General features: G+C 55.1%; 23 protein-coding genes. 13 read left to right on the top strand and 10 right to left on the bottom strand.

The window, feature by feature from the left end; all coding sequences use genetic code 11:
* Positions 1 to 131: 131 nt before the first annotated feature.
* Entirely contained in the window at positions 132 to 1268 is a 1137-nt protein-coding gene (locus tag ABWV33_RS06895) for an NAD(P)/FAD-dependent oxidoreductase (protein WP_353329602.1), read from the bottom strand.
* Between the two features lie 106 nt (positions 1269 to 1374).
* On the opposite strand from ABWV33_RS06895, the gene ABWV33_RS06890 reads away from it, so the two are divergent.
* Positions 1375 to 1983, top strand: coding sequence for a helix-turn-helix domain-containing protein (locus ABWV33_RS06890; protein WP_353329600.1), 609 nt, complete (start codon positions 1375 to 1377; stop codon positions 1981 to 1983).
* 88 nt (positions 1984 to 2071) lie between these two features.
* Here the strand turns inward: ABWV33_RS06890 and ABWV33_RS06885 are convergent, their stop codons facing one another.
* The 3 genes from ABWV33_RS06885 to ABWV33_RS06875 are packed head-to-tail and all read right to left on the bottom strand — an operon-like array spanning position 2072 to position 5676.
* Positions 2072 to 3583, bottom strand: coding sequence for a heme biosynthesis protein HemY (locus ABWV33_RS06885; RefSeq protein ID WP_353329598.1), 1512 nt, complete (start codon positions 3581 to 3583; stop codon positions 2072 to 2074).
* A gap of 10 nt (positions 3584 to 3593) precedes the next feature.
* Complete coding sequence (locus ABWV33_RS06880) at positions 3594 to 4898, bottom strand: COG4223 family protein (RefSeq protein ID WP_353329596.1); 1305 nt, start codon at positions 4896 to 4898, stop codon at positions 3594 to 3596.
* Positions 4899 to 4950: 52 nt separating this feature from the next.
* The gene (locus tag ABWV33_RS06875; protein WP_353329594.1) at positions 4951 to 5676 is read right to left on the bottom strand and encodes a uroporphyrinogen-III synthase; all 726 of its coding nucleotides are present in this window, start codon (positions 5674 to 5676) and stop codon (positions 4951 to 4953) included.
* 86 nt (positions 5677 to 5762) lie between these two features.
* Here ABWV33_RS06875 and tsaD point away from each other — a divergent pair, with 86 nt between their 5' ends.
* From tsaD to ABWV33_RS06855, 4 genes are read left to right on the top strand one after another with little or no spacing between them, the layout of a single operon-like run.
* Complete coding sequence (tsaD, locus tag ABWV33_RS06870) at positions 5763 to 6860, top strand: tRNA (adenosine(37)-N6)-threonylcarbamoyltransferase complex transferase subunit TsaD (RefSeq protein ID WP_353329592.1); 1098 nt, start codon at positions 5763 to 5765, stop codon at positions 6858 to 6860.
* Positions 6857 to 7819 (top strand): NAD(P)H-dependent glycerol-3-phosphate dehydrogenase, encoded by a 963-nt coding sequence (locus ABWV33_RS06865; protein ID WP_353329590.1) that lies wholly within the window; start codon positions 6857 to 6859, stop codon positions 7817 to 7819. Before tsaD ends, ABWV33_RS06865 begins: the two co-directional genes overlap by 4 nt.
* Before the next feature lies 1 nt (position 7820).
* Positions 7821 to 8087 (top strand): YciI family protein, encoded by a 267-nt coding sequence (locus ABWV33_RS06860; RefSeq protein WP_113823790.1) that lies wholly within the window; start codon positions 7821 to 7823, stop codon positions 8085 to 8087.
* Positions 8087 to 8509 (top strand): EVE domain-containing protein, encoded by a 423-nt coding sequence (locus ABWV33_RS06855; RefSeq protein WP_164620356.1) that lies wholly within the window; start codon positions 8087 to 8089, stop codon positions 8507 to 8509. The genes ABWV33_RS06860 and ABWV33_RS06855 overlap by 1 nt, the downstream gene beginning before the upstream one ends.
* A gap of 299 nt (positions 8510 to 8808) precedes the next feature.
* Here the strand turns inward: ABWV33_RS06855 and ABWV33_RS06850 are convergent, their stop codons facing one another.
* From ABWV33_RS06850 to ABWV33_RS06840, 3 genes are all read right to left on the bottom strand, one after another.
* On the bottom strand, positions 8809 to 9150 hold the full coding sequence (locus ABWV33_RS06850; protein ID WP_113823792.1) for a DUF2853 family protein: 342 nt from the start codon (positions 9148 to 9150) through the stop codon (positions 8809 to 8811).
* 215 nt (positions 9151 to 9365) lie between these two features.
* Positions 9366 to 10757 (bottom strand): adenosylhomocysteinase, encoded by a 1392-nt coding sequence (gene ahcY / locus ABWV33_RS06845; RefSeq protein ID WP_113823793.1) that lies wholly within the window; start codon positions 10755 to 10757, stop codon positions 9366 to 9368.
* 148 nt (positions 10758 to 10905) lie between these two features.
* Entirely contained in the window at positions 10906 to 11220 is a 315-nt protein-coding gene (locus tag ABWV33_RS06840; RefSeq protein WP_353329587.1) for a hypothetical protein, read from the bottom strand.
* A gap of 209 nt (positions 11221 to 11429) precedes the next feature.
* Here ABWV33_RS06840 and ABWV33_RS06835 point away from each other — a divergent pair, with 209 nt between their 5' ends.
* Entirely contained in the window at positions 11430 to 12023 is a 594-nt protein-coding gene (locus ABWV33_RS06835; RefSeq protein ID WP_353329585.1) for an HD domain-containing protein, read from the top strand.
* Here ABWV33_RS06835 and ABWV33_RS06830 read toward each other — a convergent pair.
* From ABWV33_RS06830 to ABWV33_RS06820, 3 genes are all read right to left on the bottom strand, one after another.
* Positions 12020 to 13243, bottom strand: a complete 1224-nt coding sequence (locus ABWV33_RS06830; protein WP_353329583.1) for a glycosyltransferase family 61 protein — start codon at positions 13241 to 13243, stop codon at positions 12020 to 12022. The genes ABWV33_RS06835 and ABWV33_RS06830 overlap by 4 nt on opposite strands.
* 10 nt (positions 13244 to 13253) lie before the next feature.
* The gene (locus ABWV33_RS06825) at positions 13254 to 13808 is read right to left on the bottom strand and encodes an ActR/PrrA/RegA family redox response regulator transcription factor (RefSeq protein ID WP_113823797.1); all 555 of its coding nucleotides are present in this window, start codon (positions 13806 to 13808) and stop codon (positions 13254 to 13256) included.
* Positions 13809 to 13896: 88 nt separating this feature from the next.
* Complete coding sequence (locus tag ABWV33_RS06820) at positions 13897 to 14517, bottom strand: SCO family protein (protein WP_113823798.1); 621 nt, start codon at positions 14515 to 14517, stop codon at positions 13897 to 13899.
* Between the two features lie 99 nt (positions 14518 to 14616).
* Between ABWV33_RS06820 and regB the strand changes: the two genes are divergently transcribed.
* The 7 genes from regB (at position 14617) to addA (ending at position 26073) form a co-directional block, all read left to right on the top strand.
* Positions 14617 to 16014: a sensor histidine kinase RegB gene (gene regB / locus ABWV33_RS06815; protein WP_113823799.1), complete on the top strand. Its 1398-nt coding sequence runs from the start codon at positions 14617 to 14619 to the stop codon at positions 16012 to 16014.
* Positions 16015 to 16086: 72 nt separating this feature from the next.
* Positions 16087 to 17598 (top strand): PAS-domain containing protein, encoded by a 1512-nt coding sequence (locus ABWV33_RS06810; RefSeq protein WP_353329580.1) that lies wholly within the window; start codon positions 16087 to 16089, stop codon positions 17596 to 17598.
* Positions 17599 to 17681: 83 nt separating this feature from the next.
* On the top strand, positions 17682 to 18113 hold the full coding sequence (gene tsaE, locus ABWV33_RS06805; protein WP_353329578.1) for a tRNA (adenosine(37)-N6)-threonylcarbamoyltransferase complex ATPase subunit type 1 TsaE: 432 nt from the start codon (positions 17682 to 17684) through the stop codon (positions 18111 to 18113).
* Positions 18110 to 19114: an aminoglycoside phosphotransferase family protein gene (locus ABWV33_RS06800; protein WP_353329576.1), complete on the top strand. Its 1005-nt coding sequence runs from the start codon at positions 18110 to 18112 to the stop codon at positions 19112 to 19114. Before tsaE ends, ABWV33_RS06800 begins: the two co-directional genes overlap by 4 nt.
* Entirely contained in the window at positions 19111 to 19797 is a 687-nt protein-coding gene (locus ABWV33_RS06795; protein ID WP_353329574.1) for a nucleotidyltransferase family protein, read from the top strand. The genes ABWV33_RS06800 and ABWV33_RS06795 overlap by 4 nt, the downstream gene beginning before the upstream one ends.
* Positions 19790 to 22720 (top strand): double-strand break repair protein AddB, encoded by a 2931-nt coding sequence (gene addB / locus ABWV33_RS06790; RefSeq protein ID WP_353329572.1) that lies wholly within the window; start codon positions 19790 to 19792, stop codon positions 22718 to 22720. The genes ABWV33_RS06795 and addB overlap by 8 nt, the downstream gene beginning before the upstream one ends.
* Entirely contained in the window at positions 22717 to 26073 is a 3357-nt protein-coding gene (gene addA / locus ABWV33_RS06785; protein ID WP_353329570.1) for a double-strand break repair helicase AddA, read from the top strand. Before addB ends, addA begins: the two co-directional genes overlap by 4 nt.
* Positions 26074 to 26109 lie beyond the last annotated feature (36 nt).

The following is a 26109-nucleotide window of genomic DNA, read 5'->3' as shown; positions in this document are numbered from 1 at the left end:
AGGCGCTGGCGACTCAGAGCCAATGATTCACATTTTGCCCCAAGAAAATCAGATTCTCACCAATTTCATCATTTGCGCATGCTGGCAGACCCTATTCTCTTAGGGGCTGAAACAGGATCCTGTTTACTAGGTTATTTGGCAGAAGTGACTAGCCGCTTCGGTGAGAGAGAACTCAGGTCTAGGTCCTCCTTCAGAATATCCTGTGGCACTGGATGACCACTGATCAGAGCTGCCGCGCAACGCGCCAAGGCAGGCGCTGTTTGGATGCCATATCCCCCCTGCCCAGCTAACCAGAAGAAATGAGGGGCTTTCACTGAGAACCCAACCACAGGAGATTTATCCGGTACAAAACTGCGCAATCCTGCCCATTTAGTCTTGATCCTCTGAACCTGAATATCAAAGGCCCGTTCGATCCGATCAATACAAAATGCAATATCCAACTCTTCTGGCTGTGCATCACATGGGGCCATCGGGTCTTCGTTCGCAGGCGAGATCAGCAAGCGCCCTGCTTCGGGTTTCATGTAAAACTCTTCGTCGATATCAACGACAAGGGGTAGGGCGTCGATATCCACACCTTCAGGGGCTTCGACGGTCAACGCTGTACGTCGCATAGGAACAAGGCCAATCCGCTCTGCCCCTGCTTTTTGGCCCACTTCATCCGCCCAAGCCCCAGCAGCATTGATGACTTTAGCTGCGCGAATTACCTCTGTACCTGCAGTAAGGTGCCAAACCTTTCCGTCAAAGGTCAAATCCGAACTCTCGAATTTGGTGTGCAATTGCCCGTTTCGCTGGCGGAACTGGTTCAAATACCCCTGATGCAGAGCATTGACGTCAATCTCGCTCCCGCCACGATCCAGCATCCCAGCCTCAGCATAACCTGCGCGGAACAACGGGTGACGATCCCTCAGATCCTGAGCATCAATGCGCTCAACTGCCGCTTCGGAAGCCAATTCAGCGATCAAATCATCAAGCGCGTCTGTTTGGTCCGACCGTGCCACCATTATGACATCACGCGGAGAGAGCAGATCGACCTCGGAAAACCCCTCGGGAGGGGAACAAAAGAAATCAGCAGAGGCGCGGGTTAACGCTCGCACCGGTTGAGGGCCATAACCAGGCGCAAACATCGCAGCAGACCGACCTGTGGTATGATATCCGGGCTGGGATTCCATTTCGACCAAGACCACAGACGCATCCCCAGCCAGTTCCGCCGCAACAGATGCCCCAGCAATGCCCGCGCCGATAACGGCATACTCAAATACCTTTGTCATTATTCACCCATCTCGTTTCAAAGTGATCTGCGTTTGTTGATTTGTGATGGCTCAGGTGTTAGCAAATTTTCGTATCGGAAAAAAGAAAGAGTTTTCGTATCGGAAAATGACCGCAGAAAAATTATCCCCCGACCTTGCCCCATCTGCGACCGCAACGCAGGCAGATCTAGGCGCACGAGTCCGAGACATCCGAAAAGCCCGTGGCTGGAAGCTCCAAGATCTTGCGGACCGGACCGGGCTTGCGGTTTCCACGATCTCCAAAATGGAGCGCGGAGCGATTTCGCTGACTTATGATCGGTTCATGCGACTGGCGCAGGGGCTTGGCATGGACGTCGGGGATCTTTTTACCCCTGACACCAAAGGGTTCAAAGCCGGCAGCGCCACCCTGACCAAGTCAGGCGAAACCAAGATTCACGAAACCGAAACATATGTTTACGAGATGTTGGCGACAGAAATGACCGGCAAACATATGGTGCCAATGACGGGTGAAATCAAAGCGCACGAAATCAAAGATTTTCGCGAATATGTAACCCACCCGGGCGAAGAGTTTCTATATCTGCTCAGCGGTGTGCTGGATGTGTGCATCAAAGGGCGTGACCCTGTGCGGCTGACCCCCGGGGACAGCTTGTATTTTGATTCCGCATTGGAGCACCTTTATGTGTCAGCCAGTCCGGAAAATGCGCGCATACTTGTTGTATGCTGGAAACCTGGCTGATCCGGAGACCAGCATCGCACTGGCCCCGTCGCAACAAGCGAAACATAGTAGCTGCCGCAGGCCTAAAACCCGCGACAGCTGATTGTCACTATCTGCGTGCGTCTTCGGCAACAGGCTCTTCTGTTTCCGTCTGCACGGCATCGTCAGCAACCACTTCGGCGTCGACGACTTCAACTTCGACCTCTTCCGGCACGTCGATTGGCGCGTCCTGCGATTTATCCTCGATTGCGCCCAAAATCAGCGGCAACATATGCGCCCCTGTTGCCGACGACATCTCGGGTGTGTTCGGCGTGCTCCAGCTGAGACGATCGAACGTGCCACAGTTTTCGCAAACTGGCGCCCATTCAGCATGAATGTGATGACAGTTGTCACACACCCACTGCGGACCACGCGGCGCGGTCAGCGCTTTGGCCAACCACCCCTGCACAACGGCATCTGACGACCCTTCGCCGCGCTCGATGGCAGCCATCAAGGTATAGGCACGGGCATCGCCATTCTTTTCAGCCAGATCACCCAGTGAACGACGGGCTTCGGGGAAATCCTCGGCCACAATGTTCAACTCGGCCATCAACAACCGCGTTTCCGCGTGCTGAGGATGGACACGAACCAAAGCAGAGAAGCGTTTGATCCGGGCCTGCGGGCTCTCGTTGGGTTCAATTTCAGCGAAAGCGTGCGCAAGATCGGGGTGAGGTGCAACATCCCACGCCTTTTTGATCAGGCGCGTGGCACTGCGGGCTTGTCCTTTGGCGATGTAAGCCCGTGCAGCCATGGCCGCAGCGGGCACCAGATCCGGTGACAGCTTGTTGGCCTCGATCGCGCGCTCTTGTTGCTCAATCGATCCATCTTCATTCAGGATATCTTTGGCTGCAGACAGAGCCAAAACAGCATCACGCCGCTTGTAAACATCACGCGGCAAGCTCCCGGATTTCAGTTTGGCCGTCAAAGTGGACCGCGCGCCAGACCAGTCTTGCGACTTTGTCTGCAAGCCCAGCAAAACGTCTTGAACCTCTTCATGGCGAGGCTTTATCGCCAACGCTTTTTCCGCCAGTTTCAGCGCCGTTTCATCGTCACCGTCAGCCAGCTTTTGCTTCATAATCCCACGCACGCCAACAAAGCGGGTCGAATTGTTGCTGACCAACTTTTTGTACGCATCAGCCGCCTTGCGGGTATCGCCCGTCATTTCAGCAGCTTGCGCCACCAATAGGGTCGTCAGGTCAGGGTTTTGAAGCAGCTTTTCAGCCTTTTGCGCCTTGGTCATTGCAACGCGCCCTTCGCCAGAGGCAAGCGCCATCAACCCGTCAGACAAGGCCTGATAACCCCGCTGTTCGCGGCCACGGTCAAAATACCGCGACAGGGCCGTTTCATCTCCATTCAGGAATTTCAGCGTCGCGATCAGAAGTCGCAGCAGTTTGAAGAACAACCAAACAGAGCCGACCAGCACCAGAAAGCCAATCACGGATTGAAGCGGACCAAGCGTATATTCCGTTCCCGCGACAGCAATCTGAACCCCGCCGCTGGCTTCCATCAGGAAACCGGCGCCAAGAGCCAAAAGGCCTACGATTGCAACAAATACAAGGATCTTAAGCAGTGACCACAGCATAGCAGGTCCTTCAGTTCGAGTTCAGGCTTTGGGCAAGCGCATCTGCGGCTGCAAGGGCCGCCTGCCGGGTACGGGCTACGCTGACCCAGTCGGCCAATGCCCCCTGCGCCGTTTCGGGCAGCGCGGAAATTTCTTCAAGTGTTTTATCAAGATCACCGGCGACCAGCGCGGCTTCGGCACGGGAGAGCACCGCATCAGCATCTGTCCCTTCGCGTGGTTCCGTAGACCGGGCGCCCGTCTGACGGTGTAAAAAGGCCATCAAACCCTGTCCTGTTCCTTTGTTGGCCTGGCGCGCATCTGCCAATGCAGAACGCGCCGCAGCTGGAAACGCCTCGCGCAATGCCGTTACCGTCACGACCCCTTCCGCTGCGAGTGCCGACAAGGTATCGGGAACGTCTACGCCACCAGCAATCAAAGCCGCGACTACGCTATTATAAGGCGCACCGGTGTCCAGTTGGTTGCGCAGTTGCGAGGCATTGGCACGGTTGGTCGCCGCTTGCCCATCTGCCACAGCTTTGGCTTCCAGCGCGCGGGCATCAGCGATCATCGCTTCAACTTCGGCACGCTGTGTTGCCAAGCTTGCTTTCAGTTTTGCAAGCTCACCCTCATAGGCCGCAACAGCCGTATCTGACAGGCCCTCGGTGATTGGACGCGCTTCAAGCTCGGTAAGTCTGGCGGCCAGCGGCGCAACCTGTTGTTCAAGCGCATCCATGCGCAATACCACAGTCTCCAACGCGCCTGTCACGGGTTCTATTTGTCCCGACAATCCTGAAATCTCTGCCGTCAGCGCCGAAACGTCCGGCACCACAATGGCACTCACCGATCCCTGCAGATCAGCTAGGCTTTTGCCCTGCTCAGCAAGCTTAGCCTGCACCTCTTGAACAATCGCAGCATTTCCACCGGATTGCAGTCCCGCAGGCAAAAATGAATCCACCACTTCGGTTCGGCCTGCGATAAATCCAATCGCCGCAGCAACCACGCCACCAATCAAAGCGGGTACAAAACCGCCACGCTTTTCGATGGTGCGTTCGATGACTTTCTCTTCGAAAGGCGCGACAACTGGCGTCGCCTCTTCAACAACCTCCACAGCTTCGGCTTCGGCTTCGGCTTCGGCTTCGGCTTCGGAAGGTGCTGCGCCTTGCTCGCTATCGCCGTCAACGGGTGACTCGGACTCCGCAGCATCCTGTGCTTCGTCTTGAAGATCCGGTCGATCCTCGTTTGTCACTACATTTTCAGCATCTGAGACATCAGTTTCAGGCACGTCCTGCTTGGCATCTGCATCTGTTTCCAGATCTGTATTCTTCTTATTTGCCACCGTGCTATCCCCTTTGATTCTGAAATACTGAAATGCAAGACGCGCTCAAACACTAGAGCGCGCCTCTCTGCCCCTCAAGCCGATTGACCTGCTTCACAAGCTTTTCAACTGTTTTACACATCGCATCGGATTCCGGTCGTTTGGCAATCCTTAGATCTTGAAAACTAATTGTTTCCAGAGGCTTGGCTACCGCATCACTTAACGCCGCAAACCAGATCGGGGCATTTCCCGCCCCAAGGTCGGCAAATTGTCGCGCGGTGCGTGGCGAAAAAAGTGGAGCGATAACAGGCGCAACGCCATCCAAAGCCGCCCGCGCCTCTGGCGAGAACTCTAGCAAGCGTTGGTCATAGATCGCCTGATCCCGTACGGACAAACCCAATTGCGTCAACGTTTGCGCGATATTTCCACGCACATGTTCCCCCCGCAAATGTAACAGCGGGCTTTCCGGCCGGCGCTGTAACAATGCCCCAATCAAGGCCTCTGATGTTTCACCCGCGTTTGTCGCCTGCCAGCCAGCCCGGTGTGCCATCTCGGTTGTCGCAGCCCCCACGCAGAAAACCGGCAACTCGCGGTCCTCAACCTGTCGCGCAGCGATATTAACACCATTTGACGAGGTGAAAATAAGGCCCCGAACGCCGGTCAGATCAATTGCAGTCCCGGTGGGTTGGATGTCGAGCAACGGGGAACAAATGACCTCCAAAGTCTCTTGCAGCTCTGGGCTTAGCTGGGCAACAAACCGGTGTGACGCTGCACGCGGGCGAGTCATCAAAAGACGCATGCTTCGATTGCCTCCAGCCCCGGGATTGTTTGCCAAGCAAGGGGGTGATACCCCGCAGTCGGGCTTGGATGCAACGGTTGAGAACAATGTCGGACACTTTGACCATTCTAGGGCTGGAAAGCAGCTGCGATGACACGGCCGCTGCCGTGGTGCGACACACACTCGGATCAGCGCCTGAAATCCTATCCTCAGTGGTCTTTGGTCAGACCGAATTGCACAGCGCCTTTGGCGGTGTGGTGCCGGAAATTGCCGCGCGTGCGCATGCCGAAAAGCTCGATATCTGCGTAGAAAGGGCATTGCACGAGGCTGAAATGCCTTTGTGCAAAATTGACGCCATAGCGGTCACCGCAGGTCCGGGTCTTGTTGGCGGCGTCATATCCGGCGTCATGTGCGCCAAAGGGATCAGCGCAGCGACCGGTATTCCCCTGATCGGTGTAAACCATCTGGCAGGACATGCGTTAACCCCACGTTTGACGGATCAGATTACCTATCCCTATCTCATGCTCTTGGTGTCAGGCGGCCACTGCCAGTACCTGATCGCAAGTGGCCCACAGGAATTTACCCGCCTGGGCGGTACCATCGACGATGCCCCGGGCGAGGCTTTTGACAAAACCGCACGTCTGTTGGGGTTGTCCCAACCCGGCGGCCCTTCGGTCGAAGCCGAAGCTCGCAATGGAGACCCAAAACGCTATCGGTTTCCGCGCCCCCTATTGGATCGCCCCGACTGCGACTTGTCCTTTTCCGGGCTCAAAACCGCTTTGATGCGCATGCGGGATCACGTGGTTGCTGAAAAAGGCGGACTAACCCGTCAGGACCGCGCCGACCTCTGCGCAGGGTTCCAACAAGCAATCGTCGATACGCTAGCTGAAAAAACCCGGCGCGCATTGCGGATCTATATGGAGCAAAACCCAAACCAGCCAACGGTTGCTGTCGCTGGTGGGGTTGCGGCCAATACCCCCATTCGCACGGCTTTGATGGCCGTTTGTGCCGAACAAGGCGCCGCGTTTTGCGCGCCCCCCCTTGCCCTGTGCACTGACAATGCTGCCATGATCGCCTACGCAGGGCTAGAGAGGTTCCGCGCTGGCGACCAGGACGGCTTGGATTTAACCGCCCGCCCGCGTTGGCCGCTGGATAAAACCAGTCCGGCCATGTTGGGCAGCGGTAAAAAGGGCGCCAAAGCATGACCGTAGCTGTACTTGGGTCAGGCGCATTTGGCACGGCATTGGCGATTTCTCTGGCCGGAAACGGACCCGTAACCCTATGGGCGCGCTCGGCAGAACAAGCCACCCGGATGGAAACAGACCGGGAAAACGCCATGCGTCTGCCCGGTGTTGCACTGCCTGAGACCTTGACCGTTACCCACTCTCTCGAAATCGCGACACAAGCTCGGATCATTTTGCTGGCAATCCCGATGCAAAAACTGCGCACGGCCTTGCAAGACCATGCCGACCTGCTTGCGAGTCATACCTTGGTTGCCTGTTGCAAAGGGATGGAGTTGAACACCGGGCTGGGCCCAATAGCGGTGATTTCAGAAACCTTGCCTTCGGCGATCCCCGCTCTTTTGACCGGGCCTAGTTTTGCCCATGATATCGCGCGTGGATTGCCCACCGCCCTGACATTGGCCTGTGCAGACGCCAATCAAAGCGCGACCCTGCAACAGGAATTGACCACCGCCAATCTGCGTCTCTATCGCACCACGGATACAGCCGGTGCAGAACTGGGTGGCGCATTGAAAAACGTGATGGCGATTGCTTGCGGGGCTGTCATGGGCGCGGGCCTAGGGGACAGCGCGCGCGCCGCCCTGATGACTCGTGGATATGCCGAAATGCAGCGCATGGCGCTTGCGTTGGGTGCGCAACCCGAAACCATGGCTGGGCTCAGTGGTTTTGGCGACCTTGCTCTGACATGCACCTCCGAGCAATCGCGCAATTACCGCCTTGGCCTGTCGATTGGACGGGGCGAACAGTTTGATCCCTCGATCACGGTCGAAGGGGCCGCCACCGCGCGCGCCGTCGCCGCCAAAGCGCAGGCAATGAAACTGGATATGCCGATTACCCAATCGGTGACGGATCTGCTCGACCAGACCTTGACCCTGACCGATGCCATGGCTCAACTGTTGGCACGCCCTCTAAAGGAAGAATGATATGCTGATTGCCCTCATCGCACGTGACAAAGCCGGTGCCTTGCAAACCCGTCTCGACAATCGCCCCGCGCATGTAGACTACCTCAAATCTACCGGAGTTGTGTCGCAGGCTGGTCCTTTGTTGGATGGCGACGATATGATCGGCTCGCTGGTGATTTTGGATGTGGATGACATGGCTGCCGCACAATCGTGGGCCGACAACGACCCTTATGCCAAAGCAGGCCTGTTTGAGTCCGTCGAACTGATCCCGTGGAAAAAGGTGATCTGATGGCATATTGGCTGTTCAAATCCGAGCCGTCCACCTGGAGCTGGAATGATCAGGTCGCCAAAGGTGAGGTTGGCGAAGAGTGGGATGGCGTGCGCAACTATCAAGCTCGCAACTTCATGCGCGAGATGAAGCTCGGAGATCGCGGGTTTTTCTACCACTCGCAAAAAGAAAAGTCAGTCGTAGGCATTGTCGAGGTCTGCGCCGAATCCCACCAAGACAGTCAAACTGACGATCCGCGGTGGGAATGTGTGGATATCAAAGCCGTACGCAGCTTTGAAACGCCCGTCACCTTAGAGCAAATAAAGCTGGATGAACGCTTTGCCGAAATGGCACTGGTCAAAAGCTCTCGCTTATCCGTGCAACCGGTAACCGAGGATGAGTGGCGGCGCGTCTGCGCCTTGGGCAAGACAAACCCAAACTAGGCCTAAATGCGTTTCTCTGACACCTGCACAGAGAAAATTCCGGCCGCGCAGCCGGTCGAGATCAAAGATCTGCCAAATTTAAAAAGGGAAGGTCCTGACGATGCAGAACCTTCCCCCACCCCACGTGCTCCCAAGTCACCACACGTGTTAAGAATTTCAGGTCCTGACCGTCCTGGTCATGTGATATAGCTAGCCTGGAAAGCCTTGCCAACGCAAACCCAAAGCCTTGAAGATAAAGCTAAAATGCAAAACACCCACGAAAGATCGCAGGTGTTTCATACATTAAGTCGTAACTTGGATCAGCCGTAGACGGCTTCTTTTCCAAAATGCTTAGTCAGCATGTAATAGACCACAGCCCGATATTTGTTCCGCTCTGATTTCCCATAAACATCAACAACTTTGTTGATGGCTTCCATCAGCTCTGGACCATCGGCAAGACCCAGTTTCTTCATCAGAAAATTTTCTTTGACAGTTTCCAGCTCACTGTCCTGGCTAGACGCAACGGTCGACGCATCCGCGTTATAGATTGCAGGACCACATCCGATTGTGACCTTGGTCAACAAATCCATGTCAGGTTCCATACCACACTTGTTTTTCAAATCATCCGCGTATGTGGCGATCAGATCGTCGCGTTTTCCCATCGTGTATTCTCCCAGATTAAGTGAGCGTTCTCTTGCGCGCTTGTAACGTAACGCCGCTGATTTCTTCTACAAAGGGAAAATTTTGCTGCATTCCCCATTACCCTAGGGAACCCAATAAATAGCTACGGGCATACCTTTGCTCAATCAATGCGACCTGAAACGAAAAACGCCGCCGGATTTCTCCGACGGCGCCATATCTTTCAATCACTAACAGCTTAGTAGCGATAGTGCTCAGGCTTGAACGGGCCTTCGGGGCTGACACCGATGTAAGCCGCCTGTTCTGGGTCCAGCTTGGACAATTTAACACCAATACGCTCCAAGTGCAGACGCGCAACTTTTTCATCCAGATGCTTAGGCAGGATGTAAACGTCGTTGTTGTACTCGTCGCCTTTGGTCCACAGCTCGATCTGCGCCAGAACCTGATTGGTGAACGAAGCAGACATCACGAACGATGGGTGACCTGTTGCATTGCCGAGGTTCAGCAAACGGCCTTCGGACAACAAAATCAGACGGTTGCCCGAAGGCATCTCGATCATGTCGACCTGTTCTTTGATGTTGGTCCACTTGTGGTTTTTCAGGCTTGCGACCTGAATTTCGTTGTCAAAGTGACCGATATTGCCAACGATCGCCATGTCCTTCATCTCGCGCATGTGCTCGATGCGGATCACGTCTTTGTTGCCAGTCGTGGTGATAAAGATGTCAGCAGAACCAACTTCTTCTTCCAGAATAACAACTTCAAAGCCATCCATCGCCGCCTGAAGCGCACAGATTGGGTCAACTTCGGTTACCTTCACACGGGCACCAGCGCCGCGCAACGAAGCAGCCGAACCTTTGCCAACGTCGCCGTATCCACAAACAACCGCAACTTTACCAGCCATCATGGTGTCAGTAGCGCGGCGAATACCGTCTACCAGAGATTCTTTACAGCCGTATTTGTTGTCGAACTTCGACTTGGTTACGGAATCGTTTACGTTGATCGCAGGGAATGGCAACTGACCATTTTTGTGCAATTCATACAAGCGGTGAACGCCAGTTGTGGTTTCTTCGGACACGCCCAGAATTGCTTCGCGTGTTTTGGTGAACCAACCGGGTGTTTCAGCCATACGCTTTTTGATCTGAGCAAATACCGCTTCTTCTTCTTCCGAAGTTGGAACTTCGATCAGATCAGTTTCACCCGCCTCAACACGTGCGCCCAACAGAACGTACAGCGTCGCATCGCCACCATCATCCAGGATCAAGTTCGCGCCCTCAGGGAACATAAAGGATTTGTCGAGGTAATCCCAATGCTCGGTCAGGGTTTGACCTTTGATCGCGAACACAGGTGTGCCGCTTTCAGCAATCGCTGCAGCCGCGTGGTCCTGGGTCGAAAAGATGTTGCAAGAGGCCCAACGCACGTCAGCACCCAACGCAACCAGCGTCTCGATCAGAACAGCTGTCTGAATGGTCATGTGCAATGACCCGACAATACGCGACCCCTTCAGGGGCTGGCTTTCACCATATTCTGCCCGCAGTGACATCAGCCCTGGCATCTCGGTTTCAGCGATGTCCAGCTCTTTGCGGCCAAACTCAGCCAGCGAAATGTCTTTGACGATGTAGTCTCCGGCCATAATAAGCTCCATTCCGGTTAAATCAGTCTTTTGCAGCCCCTAACATTCATGGCGTCAGGTGGCAACGCAGATGACCAGAACAGAGCCTTGTGGGCGCATTTACTCCGCCAACAAGAAACCGGCTACACATGCAGCGAGACGCGTAGGCTCAACTCGCAGTGCCTTCAGGTACAATTTTCGGGATGGCTTCAAAGAAATCCGTACCCGCCGCAACAATGCAGCTGATCCCGTTGGCTTGGGTCAACAGAACAGTAAATGTACCATTTTCTGTAGACGACCAGATTTCCATAACTGAATGACCGTTGCGCACCTTTTGCAGGCCCCCAACCGTCAGCTCTTCTGCGTATTTTTTTTGCAACTGTTCTACAACCGTGTCACGCAAACCACAGCTTGAGGCAAAGGCGGGCGGCGCAGTTGCGGCCATGCCAAATGTCAGAGCAAATCCCAACAAACGCTTGAACATAACAAGCTCCTTTCGATACAGGTTTCAATCCGAGGAGGGCATGCCTGGGAGGGTTAACACGCCCCCCTCAGCACTTAATATCGGGATCACAGGGCCGGGTTTCAAACCACGGTCCCTCAAGAAAACGTTGGCAGCGTGTGATCAGGATGCCAAACAGGGTGCTCTCAGAATGTGGCAATTTCGAGGCACAAAACAAAGGGCGTAGCAGAATGGCAACACAACCAAGAGCTTGGCAAAGGATGCTGTCAGGGCGTCGATTGGATCTTTTGGACCCCACGCCAGTTGATATCGAAATCGAAGATATCGCCCACGGTTTAGCCTTTGTGGCGCGTTGGAATGGCCAAACCATGGGTGATTTTGCCTATTCGGTTGCCGAACATTCCCTGTTGGTCGAAGAACTTTTTGGCCGGATATCACCAAATGCGCCTGCAAAATGGCACCTTGCTGCACTGCTGCATGACGCCCCTGAATATGTGATCGGGGATATGATTTCCCCTGTAAAGGCCGCCGTTGGCCCAGACTATGGGGTGCTTGATGATCGCTTGACCGCAGCCATTCACATTCGGTTTGGTCTGCCCGCTGCGATCCCTGCATCTGTCAAAAAACAGATCAAAAAGGCTGACCGCATCAGCGCATGGATGGAGGCCATTCAGATTGCCGGTTTTTCAGAAGCCGAGGCCAACAAATTCTTTGGTAAACCTGACCGGACTCTTATCGACGGATTGAATATTCGTTTGCGCCCGCCAGTCGAGGTCCGAAATGCCTATACAGCCCGGCATGAAACCCTGCTGACCCAGCTTTAAGAGGGGTCAGCAGACGGAGCAGCAGCGATAGTTACGGCGTCCCGTTCGGCCCGACGCGCCCGACGGGCTTGGCGCAGCTTTTTCAATCGATCGCGTGCATATTCCGGCGATTCAACAAAATCGCCGCGCTGATCCAGCCCTTTGTCTTTGAACATCTGTGCACGTTCTGCATCTGTCGCCTGTGGCCACTTCACGTCCGTGCCTACAAACCCACCTGCAACCAATCCTCGACCTATGACTTCGTGGTCCAATTCACCAAAAGAAAGCCTGTTGGATTTCAACTGTGTCCCACGCACCCACTCGGTATACAACGCGTCGATGATCATCGGGGTGCAATTGCAAAAATGCGCCACATTGCGCGCCAATAAATTATTCGCACCCGCTTTGCGTCGCAAAATCATCGCGACTTTTTGATCTGGCCGCCCCACCATCGCAAACAAATGCAGTGCGGATCCATCCGCTGCAATCACGTGGGTTGCCGCCTTGTAACGCGCCAACTGGGTCTCGATGCTGTACTTTTCGGGGTAGAAAATATCATACCCTTCAGCGCGCAGATAATCCTCTAACTTTTCTTCGCCCAACATTCCGCCCTTGCCCAACCCAAGCGCTGAACGCGAGATATAAAGCTTGCTGGCGCCGTCCGGCTTGATGTCGGTTGCAAAATTCTGGTGGATCGCATCCCTGAATTTCTGTGTTCCGTTGGTTATGGACCCCAGACCAAACCCCTGCCCCGGCACTACCAATTCTTCGACCTCGGTGGCTTCGGTTGCCACATGGATCGGCAATCCCGGTGCGATCTGATCCAGAAATGCCCGCTGGAACCCGCGCACCGCATCCCCGACCCGTGGTCGTTTGGGAATGAACAAAATGCCATCATACGGCTCTTCGGACCCATTCAACGCCCAAATGCGCGACGTGCTTTCAACCAGAAAATGACCGAAATGGGCCCACAGAACACCGCCCCACAACCATCGCCCAGTCAGCTTTTGCGTCACGGTCTCGGGGTTATCTGGCTCGGTCGTGATCGGTCGAAACCGTCGCCACAAAGCCCCTTCGGGGCAATAAGTGCCGTCACTGTGCAAAACCCCGGCCGGCTGCGTAAACGCGCTGACCGTAGGGGGAATGACTTTGGCATCCTGCAAAGTCATGATTTTTTCCGACCAACCACCTTCGGGCATGGGCCGCAGGTTTGGATCATTTAGACCCAGTACATCTGACATGGCAATCCCCTTAGCGTGGGCTGCGTTTCGCCAGAATACGTTGCAGGGTTCGCCGGTGCATATTCAGTCGCCGCGCCGTTTCACTGACGTTTCGGTCGCACAGTTCATACACACGCTGGATATGTTCCCAACGGACACGATCCGCACTCATCGGATTTTCAGGTGGGGGTGGCAACTCATCCGGCTTGGCCAGCAGTGCGTTTGTAATATCAGTGGCATCAGCTGGTTTTGACAAATAGTCCGTCGCGCCAATCTTGACCGCTGCAACCGCTGTGGCAATAGCGCCATATCCAGTCAAAACTACAACCCGGCTATCTGGGCGCTTTTCACGCAGGACTTCGACGACATCCAATCCGTTGCCATCTTCCAACCGCAAATCCACAACCGCATAGGCCGGAGGCCGCGCTGTAGCGATGGCTTGGCCGCCAGCCACAGACGAGGCGGTTTCAACTTCGAACCCGCGTTTTTCCATCGCTTTGGCCAACCGGCGCAGAAACGGTTCGTCATCATCAACTAACAACAGCGTTTTGTCAGGTCCGATGTCAGGCTGGGTGCTCTCTGCCATGCTTTTTCTTTCCGCTGCTTTTGGTTCTTGTTTGCTTAAGCCCGAGTATTACCAGCGCCTCAGCAAAGGTCAAACGCCCAGTCGCAGATCAGATCTTATCCAGAAAGCATCCAACTTGGTCAGCCATCTGTTCTGGGGTCACATCCCGGCGGAAAAATTCGACAAAACCCTGCTCGGGCAGAACCAGATAAGTAAAGGTCGAGTGATCAACCAAATAGAACTCGTCGCTCTTATCTTGGGCTTTGTAATAGGTTTTATACGCTTTGCTTGCCGCTTTGACCTGCTCTGGCGATCCGGTCAATGCGATCATCCGTTCGTGCAGATTTTCAGCGAATTCCCCAACAACTTCGGGTGTGTCCCGATCAGGGTCGATCGAAATGAACACCGGAGTGACGGATTGGCCACGTTCTGTCAAAATATCAACGGCTTCTGCGTTACGCGATGTATCCATCGGACAAACGTCAGGGCAAAAAGTATAGCCAAAATACACCAGTGACGGTTCTTTGATAACGTCTTTGTCCGTGACGGTTTCACCTTTGGCATTCACCAATTCAAAGGAACCGCCAATAGCACCGGCACCGCCAGCAACCTGACTTGCGCGACACTGGGCAAATTGATCACCCGATTTGGACCCCATCGTCAAAAACCAGGTTCCACCCACGACAATGGCAAGGGCGATAGCTGCGAGGATTGCATAGGTACGAGTCATGACGATTATGGCCTTTGGTCGTAGAGAAGAGTGTGTTGATCGTTTTCGCGCGGACACCTATCAAGATACCCAGCCGTTGCAACAGGACATAGGTGACCAATGCCAGATTCCAACATGAGCCTTTGGCCTGGAAAGGAACGTAGCAGCTGGATTCGCCTACGGACGCTCATCTTGTTGCGTTGGGTCGCCATTGTCGGACAGATTACTGCGATCACTGTCGCCCAGTGGCTCTACAACATGCAGATCGAGGTCGGATTATGCTATCTGGCAATTGGGGTTTCTGTAGTAGCAAACCTGGTGGCGATCTTCATTTTCCCTGAAAACAAACGCCTCACAGAATATGAAAACTTTCTGATGGTTTTGTTCGATCTGCTTCAGCTGTCTTTCTTGTTGTACCTGACGGGCGGTTTGCACAATCCTTTTGCCTTGCTTTTGCTGGGGCCTGTCACCATTTCCGCGAACGTAATGGGTACACGATCGACCCTGATCATTGGCGGTGCTGCGATTATTCTTGTTACTTTGCTGGCAGAATTTCACCTACCTCTTAAGACGGACCAAGGATTCATCATGCGGATTCCGGACATCTTTGTCTTTGGGAACTGGGTGGCTGTGATCATCGCTATTGTCTTTCTCGGTGCATACTCTCATCGGATCAGTACAGAAACACAGTCCATGTCCGAAGCCCTATCCGCCACGCATATGGCCTTGGCCCGCGAACAAAAGCTAACAGACTTGGGAGGTGTTGTTGCGGCGGCGGCACACGAACTGGGGACACCGCTTGCAACGATCAAACTTACCAGCGCTGAACTGATAGAAGAGCTGGATGACCGCCCGGACCTGCGCGAAGATGCTGCCCTTATCCGAGAACAAGCAAACCGGTGTCGCGACATTCTGCGGGATATGGGACGGGCGGGAAAAGACGATCTGCATCTGCGACAGGCCCCCCTTTCAACTGTCATTCACGAAGCTGCAGAGCCGCATATGCATCGTGGAAAATTCGTGCATTTCGAAGAAAAACCCGGCGACGGTGGCGATATGCAGCAGCCTTCGATCCTGCGGCAACCCGAAGTCATCCATGGCCTACGAAATCTAATCCAGAACGCCGTTGATTTCGCCCGCGCAAACGTCTGGGTTGATGCGGAATGGACCGAAAGCCAGATTTTTGTTCGCATCATGGATGATGGACGCGGATACCCTCCACAAATGATCGGGCGCATCGGGGACCCCTTTGTACGCAAACGCCGCTCCGACATAGATCGAAAAACACGACCCGAATACGAAGGCATGGGGCTTGGCCTGTTCATTGCTAAGACACTGCTAGAACGAAGCGGTGCCGAGCTGAGCTTTGCCAACGGGTCTGACCCCTATCAAGCTTTCACAAAGAAATCAGAACGACGCGGAGCTATCGTTCAGGTTGTATGGCCTCGCAACATCATTGACGCCCAAATCGGTGAAAATGCTGTGCCCAAAGGTCGAAATCAGCCGTTTCAATTTTAAATTAAGCAAACATTAACCTCTATTACCGCAAAACCTGTAGGGATCCGTCATAAAACAGGACAACGTGCGGCGATGAGTGATTGGCTTATTGTGACAGGGATTTGCTTGGTCTCCATTATTGGGACCCGCTTATGGTTGAAACCGCGTCGACAAAAAGTTGGGTTTAGGCGGGATCTGCTCAGGTCTAGAAGCCGCCTAGATCAGGTTTACCTTTTTGATGGCAACCAGTTACTCGATCGCACGGATCACGGGAACCGTGCCGATCAAGCCCATATTTTGGATTGGGTTGGACTGCGACGAGAGCTGGCCGTTGAATTTCCGGGATTTCCTACCTCTCCAAACGAGGTGAGAAGCAAAGGTGAAATCATCGTCCCGCCCATCGATGGGAACCAGAACCGGGATGTCTTGTGCGAATGGGTTGACGGTATCGTCCGCGTCCACCTGCGCACCCTAAATCCCGGCAAAGGGTCCAGATCCACCTGTCAACAAGACCCCTTGCGGGTTGCCATGGACAAAGCCCCCTATCCAGTCTGGTACATGAACAAGGACAATCAGGTTCGATGGTGTAACCATGCCTACACAAATCTTGCGCGCAAAGTGCGCGGCCAAGATCCAGATCTGAACACCCCTCTGTTCCCGGAAGAGGACATTTTCAAACTACCGAGCAAAAAATCCCGGGTCGCAATTTCACCTCAGGATCAGGACCATAAACTTTGGTTCGACGTGTCCATCGTCTCCGAGGAAGAAGGCAACCTGTGCTATGCGGTCGACATCAACGCAGTCGTGGACGCTGAATTGGCGCAGCGAAACTTTGTTCAAACCCTCGCAAAGACTTTTGCCCAGCTGTCTATTGGATTGGCGATTTTTGATCGCAACCGCCAACTGGCCCTGTTCAATCCTGCGCTGATCGACTTGATCGCCCTGCCCGCCGAATTCCTAAGCAGTCGACCTGATCTATTTGGGTTCTTCGATCGCCTCAGAGATCAGAACATGATGCCAGAGCCAAAAAACTACAGCAGTTGGCGCCACCAATTCGACGACCTGTTAAAGGCTGCAGTTGATGGCCATTATCAGGAAACATGGTCGTTACCGTCAGGATCTGTTTATTCAGTTAGCGGACGTCCTCATCCTGATGGGGCAGTGGCATTTCTGTTCGAAGATATAACAGCAGAAATTACCCTTACGCGCCGATTCCGGAGTGAGCTTGAGCTGGGCCAATCCATGATGGATCGCCTGGATATTGCGGTCGCGACGTTTTCCTCGGATGGGACGCTGGCTTTCTCAAATCGATCTTACCACCAACTGTGGCAAGTTGATCCCGATCTCAGCTTTGCCCAGATCACAGTGCAAGACGCTACAAAAATCTGGCAGGATCAATGCATCGCAACACCGGTTTGGGGGCGCATACGCGATTTTGTAGATCTACGGGATAACCGAATAGAATGGTCTGCCATGGTTACGACCCGCGATGGGGTCAAGTTATCCTGCACAATTAGCCCGGTTCAAGGCGGCGCAACGATGGTGCGTTTCCAAACAAACGGCACCGTTAACCAGTCGATTCAACAGGCCCAATTGACTGACTGAACCTGCTTGCAGCCAACCGGGCAGACCGTCATTGTGGCGCCATGATTGCCGCTCCTGTTTCCATCCCTCTCGACTCACCTGAAATGACCACAGATCTGGCCGCCAAACTTGGGGCCAGATTGACTCCGGGTGATTGCTTATTGCTGGTCGGCGAGATCGGAAGCGGCAAAACCCATTTCGCGCGCAGCCTGATCCAAACGGTGATGGACCACCCTGAAGATGTGCCATCCCCCACATTTACGCTTGTACAAATTTACGACACGCAGCTTGGCGAAATCTGGCACTCCGACCTTTACCGACTCTCCGATATTTCAGAGATTGAGGAACTGGGGCTGTCAGAGGCACTTGAAAATGCCGTCTGCCTGATCGAATGGCCTGATCGAATGGGCCCGCTCACACCTGCAAACGCTTTGACCTTAGCCTTTGCAGCCGACCAACCCGGAGACGACCAACGCAGCCTGACCCTAAGTTGGACAGATTCCAAATGGCCGTCCCTTCTGGAGACCCTGTTATGACAAATCGTGCCGTCCTGGCCCAAGCCCTATTGGCACAGACCGACTGGTCCAACGCCAATCGCGCCCCTCTGGCCGGTGATGCCTCCAACCGCAGATATGAACGGCTGACGGATCCTGACACGGGAAAGACAGCTGTCTTGATGGATGCCCCACCGGAAAAGGGCGAAGACGTGCGGCCTTTCGTTCGTGTGTCTGAGCATCTGCTTGCCATCGGATTGAGTGCACCGGAAATATATGCAGAAGATGCGGAATATGGTTTCCTGCTCATCGAAGATCTGGGTGATGATCTTTTTGCACGCGCCATTCCCAAATCCCCCAAAATCGAACGGATTTTGTACGAAACAGCAACCGACGTTCTGGTCAAACTCCATGCAGCACCGATCCTTTCACTCGACAGCTACGGCCCAACACTGATGACCAAGCTCGCTGCGCTGGCGCTGACAAAATATGCCGCCGTGATTAATGGGTCATTGGATACGGATGCCGTGGCGCGTTTCGAAAAGCGGTTCGAAGATGTTCTTCGCCAATCAACCCAAGGTCCCAAAGTGCTCGTACAGCGGGATTACCACGCTGAGAACCTGTTGTGGTTACCCGACCGAGACGGAACCAAACGTGTGGGCTTACTGGATTTCCAAGACGCCATGCTGGGTCACCCCGCCTATGATCTTGTTTCTCTGCTGCAAGACATCCGCCGGGACGTTCCCGCCGGTATAGAAATGGCCATGATCAACCGATATATTGCGGCCACTGGAACAGATGAACACGCATTCCGCACCGCCTATGCGGTGCTCGGCGCCCAGCGCAACTTGCGGATTCTGGGTGTTTTTGCCCGGTTAGGCTCTGAACACGGCAAACCCCACTATGTTGATATGATCCCCGCTGTGTGGACGCACCTGATGCGGGATCTCGATCATCCTGCCTTGGCCCCTGTATCCGATTTGTTGCGTCAGGCCCTGCCGTTGCCAACACCTGAGGCCTTGGAGAAACTCAAAATCTCATGACCTCTGTTGCACCATCTATAATGCTCTTCGCAGCCGGATTTGGGACTCGCATGGGGGCCCTGACCAAAACCTGCCCAAAACCGCTGATCAAAGTCGCCGGTGAGGCGTTGGTTGATCACACTCTTAAACTGACGCGTGGGATCCCCCACACAAACATCGTCGCCAACACGCATTATCTGCCAGACATGATGTGCGACCATCTGCAGCCACTTGGTGTGCAAGTATCGCACGAATACCCCGAGATACTGGAAACGGGGGGTGGGTTGCGCGCAGCATTGCCAATGCTGGACACCAATCCCGTCATCACCATGAACACAGATGCAATCTGGGCCGGGCCAAACCCGTTGTCTTTGTTATTAGAAAACTGGGACCCCGACCGCATGGATGCCCTGTTGACGTGCGTCCCAGTAGCACAGGCAGTCGGACACAACGGGCCGGGTGATTTCACAGCCAATGACAGCGGACAGATCACGCGTGGACCGGGTTTAGTTTATGGAGGTGTGCAAATCCTGAAAACGGATATGCTTGACGCGATCCCAGAAAAATCTTTTTCTTTGAACGTCTTGTGGGATCAGATGATGGATCGCGGCACCTTGCACGCCACTCCCTATCCAGGTCGATGGTGTGATGTGGGCCATCCCGAAGGCATCAAACTGGCCGAGGATCTGTTGGCGGATGTTTGATCCCAACCCCAACGCCCGTGTCTTTGCTGTCGCCCCCGGTGTGGATTTTCCGCGCGCGTTGGTGGATGGCCTGCGCGCCCGTACCATGCACCTGCCACCAGAGGGCATGGCGCGCGTGCATCTGGTCATCAACACCAAACGGATGTCCCGTCGGATCCGACAGCTGTTTGATGAAGGCCCCGCCTGCCTGTTGCCACGGCTTTCTATGGTCACTGATCTGGGCTCCTCTGGGGACATGACCCGCCTGCCCGCCGCCGTCCCACCATTGCGTCGACGGTTGGAGCTGACGCAGCTGATTTCCCGACTGTTGGATCAGGAACCCGATCTGGCTGCGCGTGCATCCCTCTATGACCTGGCCGACAGTCTGGCGACGCTGTTTGATGAAATGCAGGGCGAAGGCGTCCTGCCCGAAGCCATTCGCCAGCTCGACGTGAGTGATATGTCCGGCCACTGGGCACGAGCGCAGAAATTCATCGACATTGCTGAACATTTTGTCGGCTCGGATGATGAAGCCTTGGATGTACAGGCTCGCCAACGCCGCGTGGTGGAAAACCTAATCGAACACTGGCAAGTAACTCCCCCTGATCACCCTGTCATTCTGGCTGGGTCTACAGGATCGCGCGGCACAACCTTGATGCTGATGGAGGCGATTGCCCGCCTGCCCCAAGGCGCGTTGATCCTGCCCGGCTATGACTTTGACCAACCCGACAAGGTTTGGACAGAACTCGATGAGGCCCTGCTGTCAGAGGATCACCCCCAATATCGGTTCCGCAAACTTATGACGGCCTTGGGTCTGACCCCGAATCAGATTGAACCATGGGTGGCAACGCAGGCCCCCGCCCCCGCGCGCAATCGCCTAGTGTCTTTGTCCCTGCGCCCTGCCCCCGTCACAGACGCGTGGATGAGCGAAGGTCCACAGCTGACTGACCTGCCGCAGGCCATGGAAAACGTAACACTGGTCGAAGCGTCCTCGCCCAGAGACGAGGCGCTCGCCATTGCGTTGCGGCTTCGAGAGGCCGCCGAAACAGGGCAAACAGCCGCCTTGATCACGCCGGACCGGATGTTGACCCGTCAGGTCAGCGCCGCATTGGATCGGTGGGACATCTTGCCCGATGACAGTGCCGGTCTGCCCCTGCAACTATCGCCCCCCGGTCGGTTTTTGCGCCATGTCGCAGGGTTGTTCGTTGACCGTCTGACGGGTGAGTCCCTGTTGACGCTGTTGAAACATCCGCTGTGTCACGGCGGCGGGGATCGCGGCAATCATCTGCGTCATACCCGTGATTTGGAATTGGACCTGCGCCGCAATGGACCACCGTTTCCAGATGCCGAAAGCCTTGGCGGCTTTACCGAACGACGAGAGGTCACGCCCCATTGGCTCAGTTGGATCACAACGCAGTTTTGCGATCAAACCATGACAGGCGAGCTGCCGCTTAGAGCATGGGTGGACCATCTGCGCACTGTGGCCGAAGCAATATCCCTAGGCAGCCAACCGGAAACCGATGGCCCCTTGTGGGAAAAGAACGCCGGTCAAAAAGCGCTCAAGGTCCTCAACACTTTGACCGACGAAGCCCAGCATGGCGGAAATATGACAGCCCGCGATTTTGCTGACCTGTTGGGGGCATTGCTGGCTGGGGAAGAGGTGCGCGACCGCGATGCCCCGCATGAGCGTATCATGATCTGGGGAACGCTAGAGGCCCGTGTGCAAGGCGCAGATCTGATGATCCTAGGCGGATTGAACGAAGGCAGTTGGCCCGAAGCCGCCAGCCCTGATCCGTGGTTGAACCGCCAGATGCGGGATCAGGCCGGGTTGTTACTGCCGGAGCGGCGGATTGGGCTATCAGCGCATGACTATCAACAGGCCATCGCCGCGCCCGAAGTCTGGCTGACCCGCGCCACCCGATCTGATGATTCAGAAACCGTCGCCTCGCGCTGGTTGAACCGTTTGACGAACCTATTGCAGGGATTGCCTGATCAACAAGGCCCCGATGTCTTGCAAGACATGCGCAAACGCGGTCAAACGTGGCTGGATTGGGCCGAGGTTTTAGAAGACGCCCCCCGGATCGCTCCGGCCAAACGCCCGTCACCGCGCCCCCCGGTTCCTGCCCGACCCAGACAGTTGTCCGTGACCGAGATCAAACGTTTGATCCGTGATCCCTATGCGATCTATGCAAAACACGTGCTGCGGTTGAAGCCGTTGGACCCCTTGGTACAGGCCCCCGATGCCCTGTTGCGGGGGATTGTGATCCACGAGATCTTGGAAACGTTTATTCGTGACAGTTTGGAAGACCCGTCCATTTTGAACCGCCATGATTTTCTGGCCCGATCCAAGGATCTGCTTGAAACCCATGTGCCTTGGCCGACCGCGCGTAAGCTCTGGTTGGCGCGGATTGAACGGATTACGGACGCCTTTATTGCCAGCGAAATTGAACGTCGCAAGGACGGTGGACCCATCGCGTTTGAATCCAAACTGAGCCTCGCGCTGGACCCCCTAGATTTCAAACTGGTCGGACGTGCGGACAGGCTTGATCTGAACAGTCGTGGGGCGCTGCGGATATATGACTATAAAACGGGGGCACCCCCGACCCCTGCGCAGCAATCCAAGTTTGACAAACAGCTCTTGATCGAAGCTGCGATGGCCGAAGAAGGCGGGTTTGAGGGGATGGACCCGATGCCTGTCGCGCAGGCTGCATTCATTGGCGTTGGCGGCACTTTTAAGGAGGTTCCCGCGCCACTAGACAAAGAACCCCCGGCCAAGGTCTGGGCAGATCTGCGCACATTGATCGAGGCATATTTTGAACCGGATCAAGGCTTTACCTCGCGGCGGATGCTGCACATGGACACTGATATCGGCGATTATGACCAACTGTCCCGCTTTGGCGAATGGGATCGAACCGCTGACCCGATGCCCGAGGATCTGACATGAACGCGCGCAACGAAGCCACCGAACGTCAAGTCCAGGCGGCGCGCCCAAACGCGTCAACATGGCTGGCCGCAAACGCCGGATCGGGCAAAACGCGTGTTCTGACGGATCGCGTGGCGCGGCTGTTGCTCAGCGATGTACAGCCACAGCACATTCTGTGTTTGACCTACACCAAGGCCGCCGCAAGTGAGATGCAGAACCGGTTGTTCCAGCGATTGGGGCAATGGGCAATGCTGGATGATGCAAAGTTGTTATCCCAGCTAACCGATTTGGGCGTTGCTGGGGCGATCACGCCGGACCGATTGGCCCATGCCCGGACCTTGTTTGCCCGTGCAATCGAAACGCCCGGTGGATTGAAAATCCAAACCATCCACTCGTTCTGTGCCTCTTTGCTGCGCCGTTTCCCGTTAGAGGCTGGTGTTAGCCCCCAGTTTTCTGAGATGGAAGATCGATCATCCGCCCTATTGCGTGAAGAGATCGTTGATGCCTTTTCTGACGGGCCAGAGGCCCCGTTGGTCGACGCCATTGCGCGCTATGTGACGGACACTGGGTTTGACAGCCTGACACAAGCCATCACCCACAAACGAGCAGGTTTTGAATCCCCTTGCGATTGGGACGAATTACTGCGGGTTTTCGATCTGCCCGATGGGTTTGACGAACAGGCCATGTTGGATGCGGTTTACATGGGCGGAGAGGTTGAGCTGATCCAATCCATGCTGCCTGCGCTGATTGAAAGTGGTGGCAACAATGCCAAAGCCGCCGCGAAACTGGCGGCGTTTACGGATCGCACACTCGCTGCCCTGCCCGTGCTCGAAGGGGTTCTGCTGACAGGCGCCGGTGCAAAAGCCCCGTTCAGTGCAAAAGTTAACAGCTTCCCCACCAAGGCGCTGCGCGAAGGGGCGCTTGCACATTTGATGCCCCAGCTAGAGACGTTGATGTTGCGGGTTGAGGATGCGCGCGAGCGACGGTTGGCATTGGTTGCGGCACAGAAATCGCTGGCCCTGCACCAATTCGCGGCTGCTTTTTTGCCGGAATATGATCGCCGCAAACAGCTACGCGGCTGGCTTGATTTCGACGATTTGATCCTGAAGGCGCGTCAACTTTTGAACGACGCGTCGGTTGCGGCATGGGTGTTATACCGCTTGGACGGCGGGATTGACCACATTCTGGTTGACGAGGCGCAAGATACCAGCCCCGCGCAATGGGATGTGATCGAAAAGCTGGCCCAAGAATTTACCAGCGGCGAAGGGGCGCGATCCGGCGTGGAACGCACAATCTTTGTGGTCGGTGACAAAAAGCAATCGATCTATTCCTTTCAAGGTGCTGACCCCGAAGCCTTTGACCGCATGCAGCAGGAATTTGGCCATCGGTTGCGTGAAAGCGGGTCCAGCCTCGAGGATCTGACGCTCGAATTCTCATTCCGGTCCTCTGACGCAATTTTGCGCTTGGTGGATCTGGTGTTTGCAAACCGCGCAGAGGCTGGGTTTCACAAGGACTCTCTGCACCGGGCATTCAAGGCTGATCTGCCGGGGCGTGTGGATTTGTGGCCTGTGGTGGAAAAAGTGGACGACGATGATGACCGGGATTGGACCAACCCGGTTGATCGCACATCGACCCAACACCACACGGTTATCTTGGCCAAGCAGGTCGCGCGATCCATTCGGGAAATGATCGAAACCGGTGAAACAATTCCCGAAGACGGCTCTAAACCGGGTGAATTCGTGCGTCGTCGCGTACAACCCGGCGATTTTTTGATCCTTGTTCAGCGTCGCTCAGATCTGTTTGCTGAAATCATCCGGGCCTGCAAACAAGAACACTTGCCCATTGCGGGTGCGGACCGGCTTAAGGTTGGCGCGGAACTTGCGGTGAAAGACCTTGCGGCGCTGCTCAGCTTTTTGGCGACGCCCGAAGACAACCTGTCGCTTGCCACGGTTTTGCGTTCACCAATCTTTGGCTGGACAGAACAACAGCTGTTTGATCTGGCACATCGCCGCACGGATAAATACCTCTGGGCGGCCTTACGTACGCGCTCAGATGATTTTCCAGACACGTTGACCATTTTGAACGACCTGCGCGGTCAAACTGATTTCCTGCGCCCCTATGATTTGATTGAACGCGTTCTGACCCGCCACGATGGACGGCGCAAATTGTTAGGCCGTCTTGGTCCCGAGGCTGAGGATGGTATCAACGCGCTGCTCTCACAAGCACTGGCGTATGAACGTACAGATATTCCCAGCCTGACGGGTTTTCTGGTCTGGATGCAAACTGACGATCTGGAAATCAAACGCCAGATGGGTGGGGTCGGCAATATGATCCGCGTCATGACGGTGCATGGCTCCAAGGGGCTGGAAGCGCCAATTGTGATCTTACCTGATACTGGCACACGGCGCGCGCCCTCGGACGACGAAGTCATGCAGGCCGGTGAAACGCCGCTGTGGCGCATGTCCAAGGATCTGTCACCCGCAGCCATCACCAACGCGCGCGATGCGGCCCAAAACAAACAGATGAACGAACGACTACGCTTGCTCTATGTGGCGCTGACTCGAGCAGAAAAATGGCTGATCGTTGCGGCGGCCGGTGATTTGGATAAGAACGGCCAGAGCTGGTACCAAATGGTCGAGGCAGCGATGACCCCTGCTGGGGCAACTGCGATTTCAGACAACAGGTTGCGGCTGGAACACGGCGATTGGTCCGGCTTGCCGCTGGTCGAAGTTGAAGAAAAGATCAAACAGGTCTCACCCATGCCTGAGATCTTTCACCACCCTGCCCCCGAACCGGCTGCGGAACCTGCCACACTCAGCCCCTCTGATCTGGGCGGTGCCAAGGCTCTGCCGGGGGATCATGGGCAAGACGAAGAAACCGCCAAGCTGCGCGGAACACGGCTTCATTTGCTGTTGGAACACCTGCCGAACACAGACCCGGACACGTGGACAGAGACGAGTCGCCATATTCTCCCCAATGTTGCCGACTATATACGTGCCGAATTACTTGCTGAAACAGCATCCGTTCTCAATTCTGATGCATTGAAACCTGTCTTTGCCAGATCGGCCTTGGCCGAAGTTCCCGTTACCGCGACGCTGAACAGCCAGCGCATGCATGGAATCATCGACCGATTGATCGTGACAGAGACCGAGGTCTTGGCGGTTGATTTCAAGACAAACGCTACAGTTCCATCAACACCCGAGGTCTGCCCTGTTGGCTTGCTCAGGCAGATGGGGGCCTATGCACAGGCGCTAAGTCAGGTCTATCCCAACCATAAAATTGCCACCGCAATCCTGTGGACCCGATCCGCAACACTTATGCGCCTACCGCACGATATTGTGACAGATGCCCTGGCATGCGCCCAGATATCTTGACGCCCCCCGGTGGCACACCTACGTTCAGTTCCCAAG

The sequence above is a fragment of the Phaeobacter sp. NW0010-22 genome, from assembly GCF_040365955.1.
Taxonomy (GTDB): Bacteria; Pseudomonadota; Alphaproteobacteria; order Rhodobacterales; family Rhodobacteraceae; genus OMPR01.
The sequence above is the reverse complement of the archived record's forward strand: the minus strand, read 5'-3'. Positions and strand labels throughout refer to the sequence as shown.